15 protein-coding genes are annotated in these 16,221 nt (G+C 64.6%); 4 read left to right on the top strand and 11 right to left on the bottom strand.

What is annotated here, in order from left to right:
• Positions 1 to 54: 54 nt before the first annotated feature.
• The 6 genes from speB (ACZ1A1_RS11640) to ACZ1A1_RS11665 form a co-directional block, all read right to left on the bottom strand.
• Positions 55 to 984: an agmatinase gene (gene speB / locus ACZ1A1_RS11640; protein WP_463620064.1), complete on the bottom strand. Its 930-nt coding sequence runs from the start codon at positions 982 to 984 to the stop codon at positions 55 to 57.
• A gap of 61 nt (positions 985 to 1,045) precedes the next feature.
• Entirely contained in the window at positions 1,046 to 2,056 is a 1,011-nt protein-coding gene (gene speB, locus ACZ1A1_RS11645; RefSeq protein ID WP_463620065.1) for an agmatinase, read from the bottom strand.
• The gene (locus ACZ1A1_RS11650) at positions 2,053 to 2,892 is read right to left on the bottom strand and encodes an amino acid ABC transporter ATP-binding protein (RefSeq protein ID WP_463620066.1); all 840 of its coding nucleotides are present in this window, start codon (positions 2,890 to 2,892) and stop codon (positions 2,053 to 2,055) included. The genes speB (ACZ1A1_RS11645) and ACZ1A1_RS11650 overlap by 4 nt, the downstream gene beginning before the upstream one ends.
• A gap of 149 nt (positions 2,893 to 3,041) precedes the next feature.
• Positions 3,042 to 3,692, bottom strand: a complete 651-nt coding sequence (locus tag ACZ1A1_RS11655) for an amino acid ABC transporter permease (RefSeq protein ID WP_463620067.1) — start codon at positions 3,690 to 3,692, stop codon at positions 3,042 to 3,044.
• Positions 3,693 to 3,696: 4 nt separating this feature from the next.
• Positions 3,697 to 4,350, bottom strand: coding sequence for an amino acid ABC transporter permease (locus tag ACZ1A1_RS11660; RefSeq protein ID WP_313192388.1), 654 nt, complete (start codon positions 4,348 to 4,350; stop codon positions 3,697 to 3,699).
• Between the two features lie 146 nt (positions 4,351 to 4,496).
• Positions 4,497 to 5,327 (bottom strand): transporter substrate-binding domain-containing protein, encoded by an 831-nt coding sequence (locus ACZ1A1_RS11665; protein ID WP_463620068.1) that lies wholly within the window; start codon positions 5,325 to 5,327, stop codon positions 4,497 to 4,499.
• Positions 5,328 to 5,609: 282 nt separating this feature from the next.
• Here ACZ1A1_RS11665 and ACZ1A1_RS11670 point away from each other — a divergent pair, with 282 nt between their 5' ends.
• Positions 5,610 to 6,551 carry a LysR family transcriptional regulator gene (locus ACZ1A1_RS11670; protein WP_463620069.1) on the top strand — a complete coding sequence of 314 codons (942 nt, stop codon included), beginning with the start codon at positions 5,610 to 5,612 and terminating at the stop codon, positions 6,549 to 6,551.
• Between the two features lie 52 nt (positions 6,552 to 6,603).
• On the opposite strand, the gene ACZ1A1_RS11675 is transcribed toward ACZ1A1_RS11670, so the two are convergent.
• From ACZ1A1_RS11675 to ACZ1A1_RS11685, 3 genes are all read right to left on the bottom strand, one after another.
• Positions 6,604 to 7,248: a DUF1989 domain-containing protein gene (locus ACZ1A1_RS11675; protein ID WP_463620070.1), complete on the bottom strand. Its 645-nt coding sequence runs from the start codon at positions 7,246 to 7,248 to the stop codon at positions 6,604 to 6,606.
• Positions 7,249 to 7,273: 25 nt separating this feature from the next.
• Entirely contained in the window at positions 7,274 to 8,242 is a 969-nt protein-coding gene (speB, locus tag ACZ1A1_RS11680; protein ID WP_313192384.1) for an agmatinase, read from the bottom strand.
• Positions 8,243 to 8,518: 276 nt separating this feature from the next.
• Positions 8,519 to 9,442, bottom strand: coding sequence for a LysR family transcriptional regulator (locus tag ACZ1A1_RS11685; RefSeq protein WP_463620071.1), 924 nt, complete (start codon positions 9,440 to 9,442; stop codon positions 8,519 to 8,521).
• A gap of 144 nt (positions 9,443 to 9,586) precedes the next feature.
• Here ACZ1A1_RS11685 and ACZ1A1_RS11690 point away from each other — a divergent pair, with 144 nt between their 5' ends.
• The 3 genes from ACZ1A1_RS11690 (at position 9,587) to ACZ1A1_RS11700 (ending at position 14,936) form a co-directional block, all read left to right on the top strand.
• A complete protein-coding gene (locus tag ACZ1A1_RS11690; protein WP_463620072.1) occupies positions 9,587 to 10,381 on the top strand; it encodes an alpha/beta hydrolase in 795 nt (264 codons plus the stop codon).
• A 51-nt stretch (positions 10,382 to 10,432) separates the two neighbouring features.
• A complete protein-coding gene (locus ACZ1A1_RS11695) occupies positions 10,433 to 11,623 on the top strand; it encodes an efflux RND transporter periplasmic adaptor subunit (RefSeq protein WP_463620073.1) in 1,191 nt (396 codons plus the stop codon).
• 115 nt (positions 11,624 to 11,738) lie between these two features.
• Positions 11,739 to 14,936 (top strand): efflux RND transporter permease subunit, encoded by a 3,198-nt coding sequence (locus ACZ1A1_RS11700; protein WP_463620074.1) that lies wholly within the window; start codon positions 11,739 to 11,741, stop codon positions 14,934 to 14,936.
• Positions 14,937 to 15,074: 138 nt separating this feature from the next.
• Here the strand turns inward: ACZ1A1_RS11700 and ACZ1A1_RS11705 are convergent, their stop codons facing one another.
• Positions 15,075 to 15,281 carry a hypothetical protein gene (locus tag ACZ1A1_RS11705; protein ID WP_313192379.1) on the bottom strand — a complete coding sequence of 69 codons (207 nt, stop codon included), beginning with the start codon at positions 15,279 to 15,281 and terminating at the stop codon, positions 15,075 to 15,077.
• A 213-nt stretch (positions 15,282 to 15,494) separates the two neighbouring features.
• Complete coding sequence (locus ACZ1A1_RS11710) at positions 15,495 to 16,019, bottom strand: NUDIX hydrolase (protein WP_463620075.1); 525 nt, start codon at positions 16,017 to 16,019, stop codon at positions 15,495 to 15,497.
• Positions 16,020 to 16,221: the final 202 nt, after the last annotated feature.

Below are 16,221 nucleotides of genomic sequence, written 5' to 3' on the forward strand. Positions count from 1 at the left end.
CCGACGGATGCCGGAGATAGCCTTCGCAAGGGAGACGGGCGATCGGTCGGCGGTTTAAGCTCCAGCCATTGCGCACAACAGTTCGAACAGGAGGGTTGCCCCCGTGAGAGCCGTCATGCTCGAAGGGTCGAGCGGCGGTGACACCTCGACCAGATCGGCGCCGGCGATGTCGAGCCCGGCAAGCGCGCGGATCATCTTCTGCGCCTGATAGGTGGTGATGCCGCCGATCTCCGGCGTCCCGGTCCCCGGGGCGAACGAGGGATCGAGGGCGTCGATATCGAACGAGACATATGTCGCGGAATTCCCGACGATGGACCGGGCCTCGGCCATGACCGAGTCCACGCCGCGGTCCATGAGCTCTTCTATGAAGACGATGCGAATGCCGGCCGCACGGGCGAAGTCGTAGTTGTCGGCGCTCGATATCGATCCCCGGATGCCGATCTGGATCATCCGTTTCGGATCGAGCAGGCCTTCCTCGATCGCACGGCGGAACGGGGTGCCGTGATTGTAGCGATTGCCGAAGAATTCGTCGTAGGTGTCTGAATGCGCGTCGAAGTGGATCAGGCCGAGCGGCCTGTCGGTCAATCCGCGCAAGATGGGCAGCGTCACCAGATGATCTCCGCCGATCGCGAGCGGCCGGGCGCCGGCCCGGCGAATATCGGCGAAAAACGCGGCGATGGTATCGAGCGCGCCGTTCAGGTCGAACGGGCTCACCGAGACGTCGCCGCAATCCGCGATCCGCGCCAGATCGAAGGGGGATTTCCCCGTGACATGGTGGACCCGGCGCACCAGGCTGGATTGGTTGCGGACTTCGCGAGGCCCGTGGCGCGCGCCGGGACGGTTGGTCGTTCCGCCGTCGAACGGAACGCCGACCACCGCGATATCGACCTGGTCGGGGCTTGCGGTCGGCAGCCGCATGAAGGTCGAGGGCCCCGCGAAGCGCGGCACGATACCGGAATCGAGCGGCTGAAAATAATTGCTCATGGTCTACAGTCCTTTCCACGCCTGCGGCCAGCGGGTTCCCCGCGCCTCGCGCATGCCGCCGTCATTCGTCTATCGGTCCGGTCGCATGCGCATGCCGCCACCTGTCCTGCGCCCCGCCTTTGCTTGCGGCAAGGCAGAACAGCGCCTCTGCCAGCAGACGCGCCGCCAGAATGCTCGTGGTCCCGCTGGCGGAATCGAAATCCGGCGACACCTCGACGAGATCGAAGCCGGAAAACCCGTCGCGGGCGACGATGCGCACACCGCGAATGATCTCGCGTGCGGTCAGCCCGCCCGATTCCGGGCTGTTCGTCGCCGGGGCGAAAGCCGGATCGACACCGTCGATGTCGAGACTGACATAGAGGCGCGCGCCGCCGGCGGTGGCGATTTCCCGCGCCCTTTCGCACACCGCGTCCATGCCGAGGCGCTCGACCTCCGCCATCGAGAAGACCGTAATTCCCAGTTTGCGGTAAAGGGGTGTCCATTCCGGCAGGTTGCGCGGCCCCCGCGCGCCGATCACCACGATACGGCGCGGATCCACCTTGTCGAGTTCGGCGATGCGCAACAGGGGCGAGGCACGGGTCAGGCGGTCGCCGCCGAAGGATTCGCTGAGATCGAGATGGGTATCGAAGACGATCAGGCCGACAGGTGTATCACCGGCCTCCGCCACTGCTCGAACGGCCGGATAGCTGATGCCGTGATCGCCGCCGATCGTCAGCGGAACCGCTCCCTTCGCCAACACGGCTTCGAGCCGGGTCTTGAGGCGCGCGTAGCTCTCGGCATTGTCACCCGGCACCACGTCGATATCGCCGGCATCGGCGACGGCGATATGGTTCAAAAGGTCCATGTCCCAGTCGAAGGAATAGCTGCCGTAAAGAAGTGAATACTTGCGGATTTCCTGGGGAGCCCGGCGCGTCGCGCCGCCGCGAAACGTGGCAATCCCGTCATAAGGCATTCCGACCACCACGGCGTCGGCCGCAAGCGCCGACAGGTCGCGGATGTAGGGGAAGGCCATGAAGGGTGGCACGTCGCCGTAAATGCGGGGAATGCCAAGCGGGCTGAGGGCTTCGCTCACGACCGCCCCCCTTCCCCGACGCCGAGGTTCGGCTCGTCGGCCTGGAAGAGCATGTTTCGTGACCTCCAGGTGTCGAGGAACTCACGGAGGCGGGGGCTTTGCGGGGCGTTGAAGAGCCTTGCGGGCGGTCCCTGCTCGATGATCTTGCCGCCGTCCATGAACACGACACGATCAGCCACCTGGGCCGCGAAACCCATTTCATGCGTGACGATGACCATGGTGATGCCTTCTTTCGCCAGCTCCTTCATGGTGTCGAGGACTTCCCCGACGAGCTGCGGATCGAGTGCCGAGGTAGGCTCGTCGAACAGGATCACGTGCGGCTCCATTGCGAGCGCCCGGGCAATGCCGACGCGCTGTTGCTGGCCGCCGGAGAGCTGCGAGGGATACCGGTCGGCGAAGTTGCCCAGCCCGACCTTGGCAAGCGCGCTCCGCCCCTGCTCCTGCGCCTCGGCCGCGGGGATGCGCTTGGTCAGACGTGGTCCAAGCGTGACATTGTCCAGCACGGTCATGTGCGGCCACAGGTTGAAGTGCTGGAACACCATGCCGACGTTGCGGCGCACCGTGTCGATATTCTGCTCGCTTTCGCGCACCATTCCGGATGCCGTCCTCCGGTAGCCCAGCAGCCGTCCCTCGATCTCCACCTCGCCGCCGGTGTATTCCTCCAGGAAGGCGGTGCAGCGTAGCAGCGTGCTTTTTCCCGATCCGGACGGCCCGATGATGCAGACGACCTCCGAAGGGTTGATGTCCAGCGAGATGCCCGAGAGAGCGGTGAATGCGCCGAACGTCTTCGTCAGGTCATGGATCCTGATCGTAGGCTGGAGGGATTGGGTGGCCATCGCGTCTGTCCTATCGTTCATTGGATGGTTGCCGGGCCGGAGCGGCCAGAGCATGTCCAGCAAAAATGCGGAACGCAATCTGCGTCCGGAAATGATTGAAACACAAACAGATAGAGCGCTTCCGTTTTTCCATGAGAAGCTGAAACACCCTAGAATCTCACCCGCCGCTCGACGAACTTGCCAAGCTGGGCGACTGCCTCCACCAGCAGCCAGTACAGCACAGCGGCCGCGACATAGGGCTGGATGACGGCATAGGTCTCGTTCACGAACTGCGTCGTGTTCTTCGTCAGCTCCGCCACCGTGATGATCGACAGCACCGCGGATTCCTTGATGAGGATGATGATCTGGTTGACCATCGGCGGCGTGATCAGCACCAGCATCTGCGGCAGCTTGACGTGGCGGATGATCTGCGCGCCGGTGAGGCCGGCCATGCGCGCGGCCTCGATCTGGCCCTTCGGGATCGACTGGAACCCGGAGCGGAAGATTTCCGCGAAATAGGCCGCGCCGTAGAAGCCGAGGCCGAATACGCCGACCATCTCCGCGCTCAATCTCAGCCCTATGCTCGGCCCGCCATAATAGAGGACGAACAGAAGGATCAGGATCGGCAGGCCGCGCGTGATCTCGATGTAAGCGCGAACCGCCCAGCGCAACGGCGCGAAGGCAATGCCGTCGAGACAGGCCAGGAAGAGACTGACCGCCAGGCCGAGTGCCGTCGCCAGCGCACAGATCCATGCCGTGGTGGCCAGTCCGGCGAGCATCAGGGGCGCATACTGGATCCATAGATCGAGGAACTGCGTCATGGGCTCAGGTCCCCCGTGCCAGTCGCCACTCCGCCGACCGGCCGGCCAGCGAAAGAAGGAAATTGATGACGATGTAGATGATCGCGGCAGCGATATAGATTTCAAACGGCCGATAGGTCGTCGCCACGATCTGCTGGCTTACCCGCATCAGCTCCGTCACCGCGATGACCGAAACCAGCGACGAATTCTTCAGAATGCTGATGGTCTCGTTGACCAGCGAGGGAATGACGAGCCTGAGAATCTGCGGCACGAGGATATGGTACCGCGCGGCCCATTTACGGATCCCGACCATGCGCGCCGCCTCCAGTTGCCCGGGCGGAATGGCCTGCAGTCCGCCGCGGAAGATTTCGGCCTGGAAGGCGACGGTGTTGAGCGTCAGGGCGAGGATCGCGGCGAGAATGGGCGGCACATTGATGCCCAGCAGCGGCAGCAGATAATAGATGATCAGCAGCTGCACGAGGATCGGCGTTCCGCGCCAGACGCTTTGGTAGATGCGCGAGATGCGGCTTATCCAGCGATTCGGCGAAGCCACACCGAAGCACAGGACCAGTCCCAGGGGCATGCCGAGGATGATGGCGACCCCGGAGACGAGGACGGTCATGCCGGCGCCCCACAACATTATCGGCAGGCTGTCCTGGATAAGGGCGAACGTCGTCATCTGCTTCACCTTCAGGCAGGTTCATCGGCAAACCGGGCGCGACAGGATCGGAAAGGCTGTCGCGCCGGATGAATGCGCAGGGACGAAGGCAGCTACCGTCGCGAACGTCCCTGCGGCGCGGCCGGGCGAGCCGGCCCCCGAGCCCGTCACTCCTGCGGTACGGGCAGGGCGTCGGTCGGCAGATCCATGGTGAAGCCGAACCACTTCTCCTGCAGCTTGGCCATCGTGCCGTCGGCCGCCAGCTTGCGGAACTGATCGTCGATGAGATCGGCAAGCGACTTGCTGTCGTCGTCCTTGCGGTAGGCCCAGCTGAAATAGGTCGGCGCCCCGAACGTCGTCTTGACGGTTTCGAACACGTCGCCGCGCTGCTTTTCCAGATAGAGCAGATTGGGCAGCGAATTGACCACGGCCTCGGTGCGGCCGGCGGCAAGGTCCGCATAGGCCTCGTTGAAGTCGACATAGGTCTGGATGCTGGCGATCGGATCCTTCCCGCTCGCCTTGAGATGCTCGGAGAAGGCCTCCGTGCCCTTCAGCTGGGCGGAGCCCGCCTGGGTTCCCACGGTTTTCCCGCTGAGATCGTCCGGCGTATTGAGCGAGGCGTCGCCCTTGCGCTTGACGTAGGCGAACGACGCATCGGCGATCGGCAGGGACAGGCGATAGGTGTCGTAGCGCTGCTTGTTGACCGTCACCGACGTGATGATGGCATCGAACTTGTTCGTCTGCAGGCCGGGAAGCAATCCCTGGAACGGCAGGTCGAGCCTGTTCACCTTGACTCCGGGAAGGGCTTTCATGACCTCTTCGAACAGGTCGACGCCGTAGCCGACGATCTTGCCGTTCTCGACATATTCGAACGGCGGATATCGGGCTTCGGAAGCGATGACGATCTCTCCCTTCTCCTTGATCCGGTCAAGGAGATCGGCCGCCGAGGCCACACCCGTCGCCACAAGCGACAGGGAAGCGACAAGCAATGCAGGCACGCATGATTTCAAAACAGACCGCATGAATTCCTCCTCTTCGTGCGTCCCGGTTCCCGGTAAACTGCAGCCTTGCCCGCCCTGGCCTTGGAGTCTTCCCTACCCCGCGGACCATCTGGATTGGCAGGGAAAGGATCGCTCCGACGGCGTCGAGCCGATCGATGGCGCTGCGTCTGATCGCAGCATGTCAGGATTGACTCTCTAATAAATATGGAAGGAATAGATTATACATCGAGATTTACGATGTTAAGGTCGCGGCATCATGCCCGGCAAGGGAGGTTCTGCATGCGCCTGTCCGCTTCCGATATCCGTTCACTGCGGGTTTTCCGCTCGGTCGTAGAGCACGGCGGCTTCAGCGGAGCGCAGCTTGCGCTGGCCATGAGCCAGTCGACGATCAGCTTCCAGATCAACGCTCTCGAACAGCGCCTCGGCTTTTCCCTATGCCAAAGGGGAAGGCGCGGCTTCGAGCTCACCGACCGCGGCCGCGCGGTCTATGACCATTCCCACTCGCTGACGTCGGCGCTCTCTGCATTCGAACAGCAACTGGGTGAGCTTCGACTGCGCGCGACGGGTACGCTGCGCATTGGCATCGTCGACGCGACCATCACCGATCCCGCGCTCGGCCTCGACGACGTGATAGACCAGTTCGTCAGGAAGGCCAGCGAGGTCGATCTGCGCATCACGATAGGCTCTCCGGAGCAGCTCATCGCCGACATCGCCAAGGACGGAATCGATTGCGCGATCTCCCCGCGCATCAAATTGCTGCCCGGCTATTCGCAGGCCGAATTCCATCACGAGATGAACTCGCTGTATTGCAGCGAGCGCCACCCGCTGTTCGGCAAGGCGGACGTGACGAAAGCCGATGTCGAGGCTGCCGTCGTCGTGGTGCGGCCCTACGCGAACAAACTGGAATTGCAGCACATTCCGAACGCCAAGGTGGGCGCCTACGCCTCGAACATCGAAGCGCAGGCGATGTACATCCTGAGCGGCCACTATCTCGGTTACCTGCCGGATCACATGGCGGCCATCTTCAGGGAGCAGAAGCGAATGAAGGCCCTGCTGGTCCCGGAGGCGCAGATCCGGTCACCGTTCGTCATCATCTCGCCGAAACACAAGAAGGCGTCGCTGTCTCAACGCATCTTCCTTCAGGAACTGCGCAAGAGGGCGGCGGCCGGGACGGCACCGAAAGCAAGGCCGGCGGCTTCCACGAAGAAAAGCAGAGCCTAGAGCTTCCCGCATTCACGCGGAATCGCCTGAATACAGGCAAGATATTCGGGATTCAGGCGGCGCCCTGGTCGCCGGGCGCCTGATCGTCGATCCGGAAATGCGCATCGGTCGGCACGCAATCCGCCCCGTTCACCGGAACGAGGTCCTGGGGGCAGGCCGAAAAGGCGATGACAAGGTCCATTTCCGCGCGCAGGCTGACATGAGAGCCAGGCGTGGAGACCGGCGCGTCGAAGGAGATCGAGCCCTCGCCGTCGATCGGAATGTTCATGAAGAGATTGAGCGGCGAAGGCGTTTCCGGCGGCGCGAGCCCGAGCGCGGCAAGCGCCGCGCCCAGGTTGTCCGTGCAGTTGTCATGGTGCCCGACATGCCCGAGCTGCTCGTAGCGGTAGCGGTCGCAAGCCGCGATCAGGGTGTCGTGAATGCCGCCCGACGTGTCGTCCACCATGGTCAGCATGGGGCGCCGCCTGTTGCTGCGCAGCGTGTCACCCTTGCCGGGGTTCACTTTCTGCATGGCGCCGCGGCTATGTTCCATCGACATGAACTCGGATAGGTCGTCGGCACGGAATGCCCAGGTGTCCACCACCTGGCTGCCGTGGGTATTGATGACCGTGACGACCTGCCCCTTGCCCACATATGCGGCAACCCCCTTGCGCGCGGGGATGAGATGGATCCGGTCCGGTCGGCCGCTCACGCTCATCGCATATCTCCTCTTCACACCGGGGTCAGCCCTTGCGCGCTCCCCGCTCGACAAAGATGTAGCCCAGGAAGTTCAGCAGCACCTGGGCGGCCAGGAATCCGGTGATGCCGGAAGGATCGTAGGCGGGGGCGACCTCGACCAGGTCGATACCGACGATATCGCCACGTTTCACGAGGCCCTGAAGGATTTCCATGATCTCGTAATAGAGGAAGCCGCCATGACTGGGCGTGCCGGTACCGGGGGCGATGGACGGATCGAAGCCATCGATGTCGATCGTGACATAGTAGCGGGCGCCGGCTGGAATGGCGGCAAGAACGCCTTCGGCACCCAGTTTGCGCGCCTGGCGGACGGAAAGGATGGTCGAACCCCGCTGCCGGGCATCGTCGTAGCCGTCCCGCGCGGTGGAGGAAACGTTGCGGATGCCGATCTGGCTGAGGCCCGTGACATGCGATTGCTCGGCGGCACGGCGCATGGGATTGCCGTGGCCCTCCGTCACGCCGTGACGCACATCGACGAAATCGAGATGCGCGTCGATCTGGACGATGTGGATCGGCCCGTGATCGCTGAAGGCCCTGATGCAGGGGATGTTGATGGCATGGTCGCCGCCAAGCACGACGGGAAGGGCTCCCCGTTCCAATATCTTGCGAACCGCCTTCTCGGTATTGGCGTGGCTGGCCGCGGTGTCTGTATGCACGATGTCGGCATCGCCTATGTCGACGATGCGCACTTTGTCGAGGGGCAGGTAAACCTGGTCGTCCTCATGGTCGTAGGCACCGCTGTGTCCGAAGGAAAACAGCGTCGACGCCTCACGGATCGCCCTAGGCCCGAAACGGGCGCCGGAGCGATACTGGGTTCCCATGTCGAACGGCACGCCGAGCACAGCCACGTCGGCATCGATCTTGTCCCAGTCGAGACATATCGGGCGCTTGCCGAACGTGCAGAGCCCGACGAAGGGAAGATCGAGCCGCCCGCTTTCATATCCGTGCCCTGACATCAAATACCTCCCTTTGAATATGTGCTCGCAATTCATGCGGCGAACGCCATGGCGCCGGCAGGCACTGTGCCTGACCGTTTTCGCCAAGGTTTTACGGAAACCTCGTCGAGCGTTGAGCCGATAGGCACAATTCCTAGCATCGGTATCGAACATCGTTCCATAACGAGTATCTGACGTTCATATCGTGTTTTTCGATTAAAGGACGCAGCGGAAACACGCGCGCACCGGTTCCATTCGGTAGACGTCGCCGCCACCATCTCCGGCCGGCCTGAAGTCTCAGGCTTTCGTCGTGCGGGCTGCCAGTTGCGTGCGTGCGAGCAGGGGCACGAGCCAGTCGACGAAGACGCGCACCTTGTTACTGAGGTGACGATTCGGCGGATAGACGACATAAAGCGGAACGGGCCCGGTGCGCCAGCTCGGCAGGACGGGAACGAGCTGGCCCCTGGAGAGGGCATCGTGCGCCATGAAGCACGGCATCGGCGCAACGCCGAGGCCGGCAAGCGCGGCGGCGAGGTAGCTGCGCGCATCGTTGACCGAGACGATGTAGCGGCCGTTGATCTCGACCTTCTCGCCGTCCCGCTCGAATTCGAAGGGAATGACCCGGTTGGTCTGCGCGAGAAAATAGTTCACGCAATGATGCGCCGCTTCCAGCTCCGACGGGTGGTCCGGCGCGCCGAAGGTTTCGAGATAGCGCGGCGCGGCGCAGGCGATCATGTCCATCTCCCCGACGCGGCGGGCGATCAGCGACACATTGCCCGGCGAGCCGGCGCGCAGCGCGCAGTCCACGTTCTCGGCAAGATAGTCCACCGTCCGGTCGCCCACGCCGAGGTCGATATGGATATCGGGATATCTTGCATGGAAATCGTTGAGCTCGGGGATGACGAGAAGATCGGCGAAGGCGCCCGACATCTCCACGCGCAGGCGCCCGCTCGGGCTGGTACGCGAATGGGTGAGGCTGCCGTCCAGCTCGTCGATCTCGCTGACGATCTGGTTTGCCCTTTCGTAGTAGAGTGCCCCGTCGGTCGTCACCATGACGCGGCGCGTGGTGCGGTTGAGGAGCTTGGTCTGGAGATGGGTCTCGAGATTCTGGATGAGGTTGCTGACGGTCGCCTTGGGCATGCCGAGCGCGGCGGAAGCCCGCGTGAAATTGCCCATCTCCACCACGCGGAGGAAGGCGCGCATCGCAGAAAGCTGATCCATGGAACATTCCCGCCCTGAAAGATATGATTGTTCGAAATATTGGATAGTGAAATCGGTTTTACCACACTTATCGGGGGCAAAATGACGAACGATATAAATGGTGAGGGCCCCGCCTATTTCCAGACGGCCCGCAGGACAAAATCGATGCCCGTAGAGATCAAGGACATGACATTCGACAAGGTGGCCCCCGGCCCCGTGTCGGTGCGCGTCTATCAGGGCGCGGAATATGCCAAGGGCGCGCCCGTCCTGCTCTACTTCCACGGCGGCGCCTTCCGGGAGACCGGGCTCCGGCATTGCCCGCTTGCCGAATGCATCGCCGGCACCGGCGCCATCGTCGCCGTGCCGGACTACAACGCATCGGGCAGCGTCTTCCCCGAGCCGCTCGAAGCCGGCTTCTCGATCTTCTCCTATCTCGCCAAGAAGCGCGCAGGCCTCGGCGACCGCAAGTCGCCGCTGCTCGTCGGCGGCGAGGAAGCCGGCGGCAATATCGCGGCCGGCGTCGCGCTCAAGGCGCGCGATCACTTCGCCCACGAACTGGACGGCCAGGTGCTGCTCTCGCCGCTGCTCGACCCGTTCATGGCGACGCAATCCTTCGGCAAGGCCGACGGCATCGGCATGCGCGAGCGCTGGTCGGACGGCTGGAGCCATTATCTGAGCGCCGGCGTCTGCCATCCCTATGCCGCGCCTTCGCTGTGCTCACGCCTCGCCGGTCTTGCCCCGGCGCTGCTCCTTTCGTCGGCAGACGACCCGCTGCTCGACGAGACGCTCGGCTATGCCGCCCGCCTCACGGAAGCGGGCGTTGCGGTTCGCCAGCATGTCCTTCCCGCGGGAACAGGCTGGCCGGGAATTTACGGCGGGACACTCAACGGGGCCGGGCCCTGGGCGGATATCCTCTCCGACCAGTTCTGCGGCTTCATTCAAAATATTAGCGTTCACTGATTTTATATGAAAACAACGCATAGCGTGGCCTGAGGCCACAAGGAGAAAACAATGATGTCGAAGCGCAAGCGCTGGGCCCTCACGGGCACCGGCCTGGGTCTGGCCGTGTCCGTTTCTGCCGCGGCCCTGATGTTTCAAATGCCGGGCACGACCGCCCAGGCCGAAGCCGTCGCGGCAGCCGAAGTGCCCGCCGTGCCGGTGACAATCGCCGTGGTCGAGAACCGCGACGTCGTGACATGGCAGGAATTTTCCGGCCGGCTGGAGGCGATCGACCGCGTGCAGGTCCGCTCGCGCGTTGCCGGCGCCATCCAGTCGGTCGACTTCCGCGAAGGCGCGCTCGTGAAGGCGGGCGATCTTCTCTTCACCATCGATCCCGAGCCCTACAGGACGGCGGTGACACAGGCCGAAGGCCAGCTCGCCTCGGCCGAGGCGCGGGTGAAGCTGGCGAAGATCCAGCTCGAGCGCAGCGAGCGCCTTGCCCAAAGCAACAGCATCTCGCAGAGCGAGGTCGACCAGCGCCAGAACGCGCTGGCCGAGGCCAACGCCGCCTTGAAGACCGGGCAGGCGGCCCTGCACGCCGCCCAGATCGAACTCGACTACACCAATGTCCGCGCCCCCGTCTCCGGCCGCGCCGGCAGGGTGGAGATCACCGTGGGCAACCTCGTTGCGGCGGGTTCGGCCTCGCCGGCCCTGACGACGCTCGTTTCCATCGACCCGATCTATGCCAGCTTCAACGTCAGCGAGGAGACGGTCGCGAAGGCGCTCGCCGCCCTACCCGCTTCCGATGGCGCGCTCCGGCCGATCGAGCAGATCCCGGTCGAGGTCGGCACGCTTGCCGACGAGGGCACGCCGATCCGCGGCAAGCTCCAGCTCATCGGCAACGAGGTGGATGCGGCAAGCGGCACCATCGCCGTGCGCGCCGTCTTCGACAATCCGGGCGGCAGGCTGATTCCCGGCCAGTTCGTGCGCATCCGCATGGGCGAGCCGCGGGCCGAGAGCAAGATCCTCGTCAGCGAGAAGGCGGTCGGCACCGACCAGGACAAGAAGTTCGTCTTCGTCGTCGACAAGGACAACAAGGTGGCCTACCGGCCCATCGTTCTCGGCAGCCTTTCCGGCGGCGAGCGCGTGGTCGAAAGCGGCCTTGCGGCCGGCGACAAGGTCGTCGTCAACGGCCTGCAGCGCATCCGCCCCGGCGCGGTCGTCGACCCGCAGGTGCAGGAAAACGTTGCCTCCGTGAAGTAACGGGGGCCGGCAGGGCGCACGCCGCGCCCTGCCTCCAACCACAGAAATCCCATGCCTGCCGGCGGAGCCTTGCCCGCCGGACGGGCCCGTTCGTCCCTGGAGAGGGGTTCATGACATGAATATTTCCCGTTTCTTCGTGGATCGCCCGGTCTTTGCCGGTGTGCTGTCGGTCCTCATCGTGGTGGCAGGCCTCATCGGCATGCGCGCCCTGCCGATTTCCGAATATCCGGAGGTCGTTCCGCCATCCATCGTGGTGCGCGCCGTCTATCCCGGCGCAAACCCCGTCGTCATTTCCGAAACCGTCGCCACGCCGCTGGAAGAGCAGATCAACGGCGTGGAGGACATGCTCTACATGAACAGCCAGGCGACGTCCGACGGCGTCCTGACGCTGACCGTCACCTTCAAGCTCGGCACGGATCCGGACAAGGCGCAGCAGCTCGTGCAGAACCGCGTGGCGCAGGCCGAGCCCCGCCTGCCGGCGGAGGTGCGCGCGCTCGGCGTCACCACCGTCAAGAGCTCGCCCGACTTCATCATGGTGGTCAACCTCGTCTCGACGACGGACCGCTACGACGTCACGTATCTGCGCAACTACGCGACGCTGAACGTCAAGGACCGCCTCGCCCGCATCGAAGGTGTCGGGCAGGTGCAGGTCTTCGGCGCGGGCGACTATGCGATGCGCGTGTGGATCGACCCGCAGAAGGCGGCCGAGCATGCGCTTGCCGCAAGCGACATCACCAACGCGATCCGTGAGCAGAACGTGCAGGCCGCCGCCGGCATCATCGGCGCCTCGCCGACGCCTTCCGACGTGAACCTCCAGCTCAACGTCAACGCGCAGGGCCGCCTGCACACGCCGGAGGAATTCGGCAACATCATCGTCAAGGCCGGCGCGGAAGGGCAGATCACCCGCCTCCGGGACGTCGCCCGCATCGAGATGGGCGCGGCCGACTATACGCTGCGCTCCCTCCTCGACGGCCAGCCGGCCGTCGCCATCGCCGTGCTCCAGGCCCCCGGTTCCAACGCCATCGAGATCGCCGACAATGTGCGCGCGACCATGGACCAGCTCCAGCTCGCCATGCCGGACGGCGTGAAATACGAGATCGTCTACGACACGACGGAGTTCGTCCGCGCCTCCATCGACAAGGTCGTCGATACGCTGCTGGAGGCGGTGGCGCTCGTCGTGCTCGTCGTCATCCTGTTCCTGCAGACCTGGCGCGCCTCGATCATCCCGCTGCTCGCCGTCCCGGTCTCCATCATCGGCACCTTCGCGGTGATGTATGCCTTCGGCTTCTCGGTGAACGCGCTGACGCTCTTCGGCCTCGTGCTCGCCATCGGCATCGTTGTGGACGACGCGATCGTCGTCGTCGAGAATGTCGAGCGCAACATCGAGAACGGTCTTTCCCCGCGCGAGGCGACCTACCGGGCGATGCGCGAGGTCTCTGGGCCGATCGTCGCCATCGCGCTCGTGCTCGTCGCCGTCTTCGTGCCGCTCGCCTTCATCAGCGGCCTGTCCGGCCAGTTCTACCGGCAGTTCGCGCTGACCATCGCCATCTCGACGGTGATTTCCGCGATCAACTCGCTGACCCTCTCACCGGCGCTGGCCGCCCTTCTCCTGAAGGACCACCACGCCCCGAAGGACTGGCTGACCCGCGCCATGGACCGCCTGTTAGGCTGGTTCTTCCGCGGCTTCAACCGGGTCTTCGGCGCGGCCTCGAACGGCTACGGGCGCAGCGTCGGCGGGCTCGTCTCGCGCAAGTCGGCGGTCATGGCGCTCTATCTGGTGCTGGTCGGGGCGACCTATGCGGTGTTCAACGCCGTGCCCGGCGGCTTCGTGCCGGCGCAGGACAAGCAGTACCTCATCGGCTTTGCCCAGCTTCCGGACGGCGCGACGCTCGACCGCACGGAGGAGGTGATCAAGAAGATGAGCAAGATCGCGCTGGAACAGCCGGGCGTCTCCCACGCCATCGCCTTCCCGGGCCTGTCGATCAACGGTTTCACCATCGGCTCCAATTCGGGCATCGTCTTCGCCACGCTGGACGATTTCGACAAGCGCACGACGCCGGAGCTTTCCGGCGGGGCGATCGCCATGCAGCTCAACCAGAAATTCGCGAGCATCCAGGACGCCTTCATCGCCATCTTCCCGCCGCCGCCGGTCAACGGCCTCGGCTCGACGGGCGGCTTCAAGCTGCAGATCGAGGACCGCGCGGGCCTCGGCTACCAGGCGCTCGACGAGGCGACGAAAGCCTTCCTTGCGAAGGCCTACCAGACGCCGGAACTGGCGGGCCTGTTCTCCAGCTTCCAGATCAACGTGCCGCAGCTCTACGCCGACCTCGACCGGGCCAAGGCCCAGCAGCTCGGCGTTCGGGTGACGGACGTGTTCGAGACGTTGCAGATCTATCTCGGCTCGCTCTATGTCAACGACTTCAACGCTTTCGGGCGGACCTACAGCGTGCGCGTGCAGGCCGATTCCGCCTTCCGCGCGGAGCCGGAGGATATCGGCCACCTGAAGGTACGCTCGCAGTCCGGCGAGATGATCCCGCTCGCCGCCCTCCTCAAGGTGGATGCCACGACCGGGCCGGAGCGCACCACGCGCTACAACGGCTTCCTTGCCGCCGACATCAACGGCGGGCCGGCGCCGGGCTTCTCCTCGGGACAGGCGCAGGAGGCCATCGAGAAGATCGCCGCGGAGACCCTGCCGGCAGGCATCGACTTCGAGTGGACGGACCTCACCTACCAGCAGATCCTTGCCGGCAATTCGAGCATCGTCGTCTTCCCGCTCGCGCTGCTGCTCGTCTATCTCGTGCTCGCCGCGCAATATGAGAGCCTGACGCTGCCCATCGCGATCGTCATGATCGTGCCGATGGGCGTGCTCGCGGCGCTGGCCGGGGTCTGGTACACGGGCGGAGACAACAACATCTTCACCCAGATCGGCCTCGTGGTGCTGGTGGGCCTGTCGGCGAAGAACGCGATCCTCATCGTCGAGTTCGCGCGCGAGCTGGAATTCGAGGGAAGGACGCCCGTGAAGGCCGCGATCGAGGCAAGCCGCCTTCGCCTGCGCCCGATCCTCATGACCTCCATGGCCTTCATCATGGGTGTCGTGCCGCTGGTGCTGTCGACCGGGGCAGGTGCCGAAATGCGCGCCGCCATGGGCCTTGCCGTCTTCTCCGGCATGCTCGGTGTCACCTTCTTCGGCATCTTCATGACGCCGGTGTTCTACGTCCTGCTGCGCTGGCTGGCCGGCAACCGTCCGCTCGTCCAGCACGGCCGCTCGACGATGGCGGGCGAACCGGACGCCTTGCCGGCACCGCGGCATTGACGAAAGAAGACGACGGGGGCCGACATGCCCCAAGAGGGAACAGCGGCGAACGACAGGCCCGCTCCCATAAGCATCCACATGTAACGGAATGCTTATGAGGTGATTGGAGGCCGGTCGTCCGCCGCTGCCGGCGGCTGGCTAGAACTCCACGCCTTCGAGTTTTGCGATCAACGCGTTACGGTCCTCGGCGGATTTCAGGCGCACCGTCAGGGCCGTGCTCCTGACGGGAACCTGGGGCGGCAGGGACAGGGCGATGCCCGGAACGTTCTCCGCCGCCCATTGCCGGAAGCGAGGCAGCTTGTTCGGGCCGCTGATGGGGAAGGTATGGCTGTATCTGAAGGTCATTTCCTGGCCTTTCTGGACAGGGCAACGAGCGCGGCAAGGCTGGCCGGCGTTGCTCCGCAGGTTTCAATCTCGGATCGGCAATTCCTGGCGTCGCTCTTGCCCTCGCAGGTAGTGACGCCAGGCAATCAGCGTCCGGCGCTGACCCTGTGGATGGGACGGACGGGAAGCCGTCTCCCGCGGCGGGCGGTGACTGTCGGAAACACCGGCATCGCCTCAGCGCCCGATCGTCTGCCGCTCGCCGGACGGCAGATCCCGTCCGCCCGCACGGCGGAACGGTTCGAGGCGCTCCGGCGCGTCGTCGAGCGTCCGCACGAAGGCGGCAAGCTCGGCATTGTCGAGCCTTTCCGCCGTCTCCTCGAGCGAGAACCACCGCCGCTGCCTTTGCCCCTTCTCCCGCCAGTGGCTGAGCGTGCCGCGCACATTCATGCCGAACACCGCGACGCGGCAGGGCGCCTGCGAGCCGTCGTCCAAGATCTTGGTGTATCGGTAGGCCGTCACCGGCGCAGGCGAAATGTCGCCGATGACACCGGCCTCCTCGAAAGCCTCGCGCGAGGCCGCGGCGAAGAGCGGATAGTCCCTCATCGGCCATCCCTTGGGCACGATCCATCGCCCACGCCCGCGCGAGGTGATGAGCAATATCCTCATCTCGCCGTCACGCTGGAGGCGCCAGGGAAGGACGCCGACCTGCTGCCTTTCGCCCGGCACATCCGTGCCGCGGACGCGCTCCGTCACTTTCATTGCCGGGATCATCGCCGTCCACAACAGGCTGGACGCACGGCGCGGGACGATGGCGATGGGCGTCCGGCACCAGGGGCAACGAACCGCGGCCCGCGGCTGGGGCCGATCGCAGGAAAGGCAGATGCGGGAAAGCTGGGACAAGGACATGGATACGCTCCATCGCTGCGCCGGCCATGGGCGCGAATGAACCGCACTGTTTGGT

Source organism: Shinella sp. R2-11, from assembly GCF_055330205.1.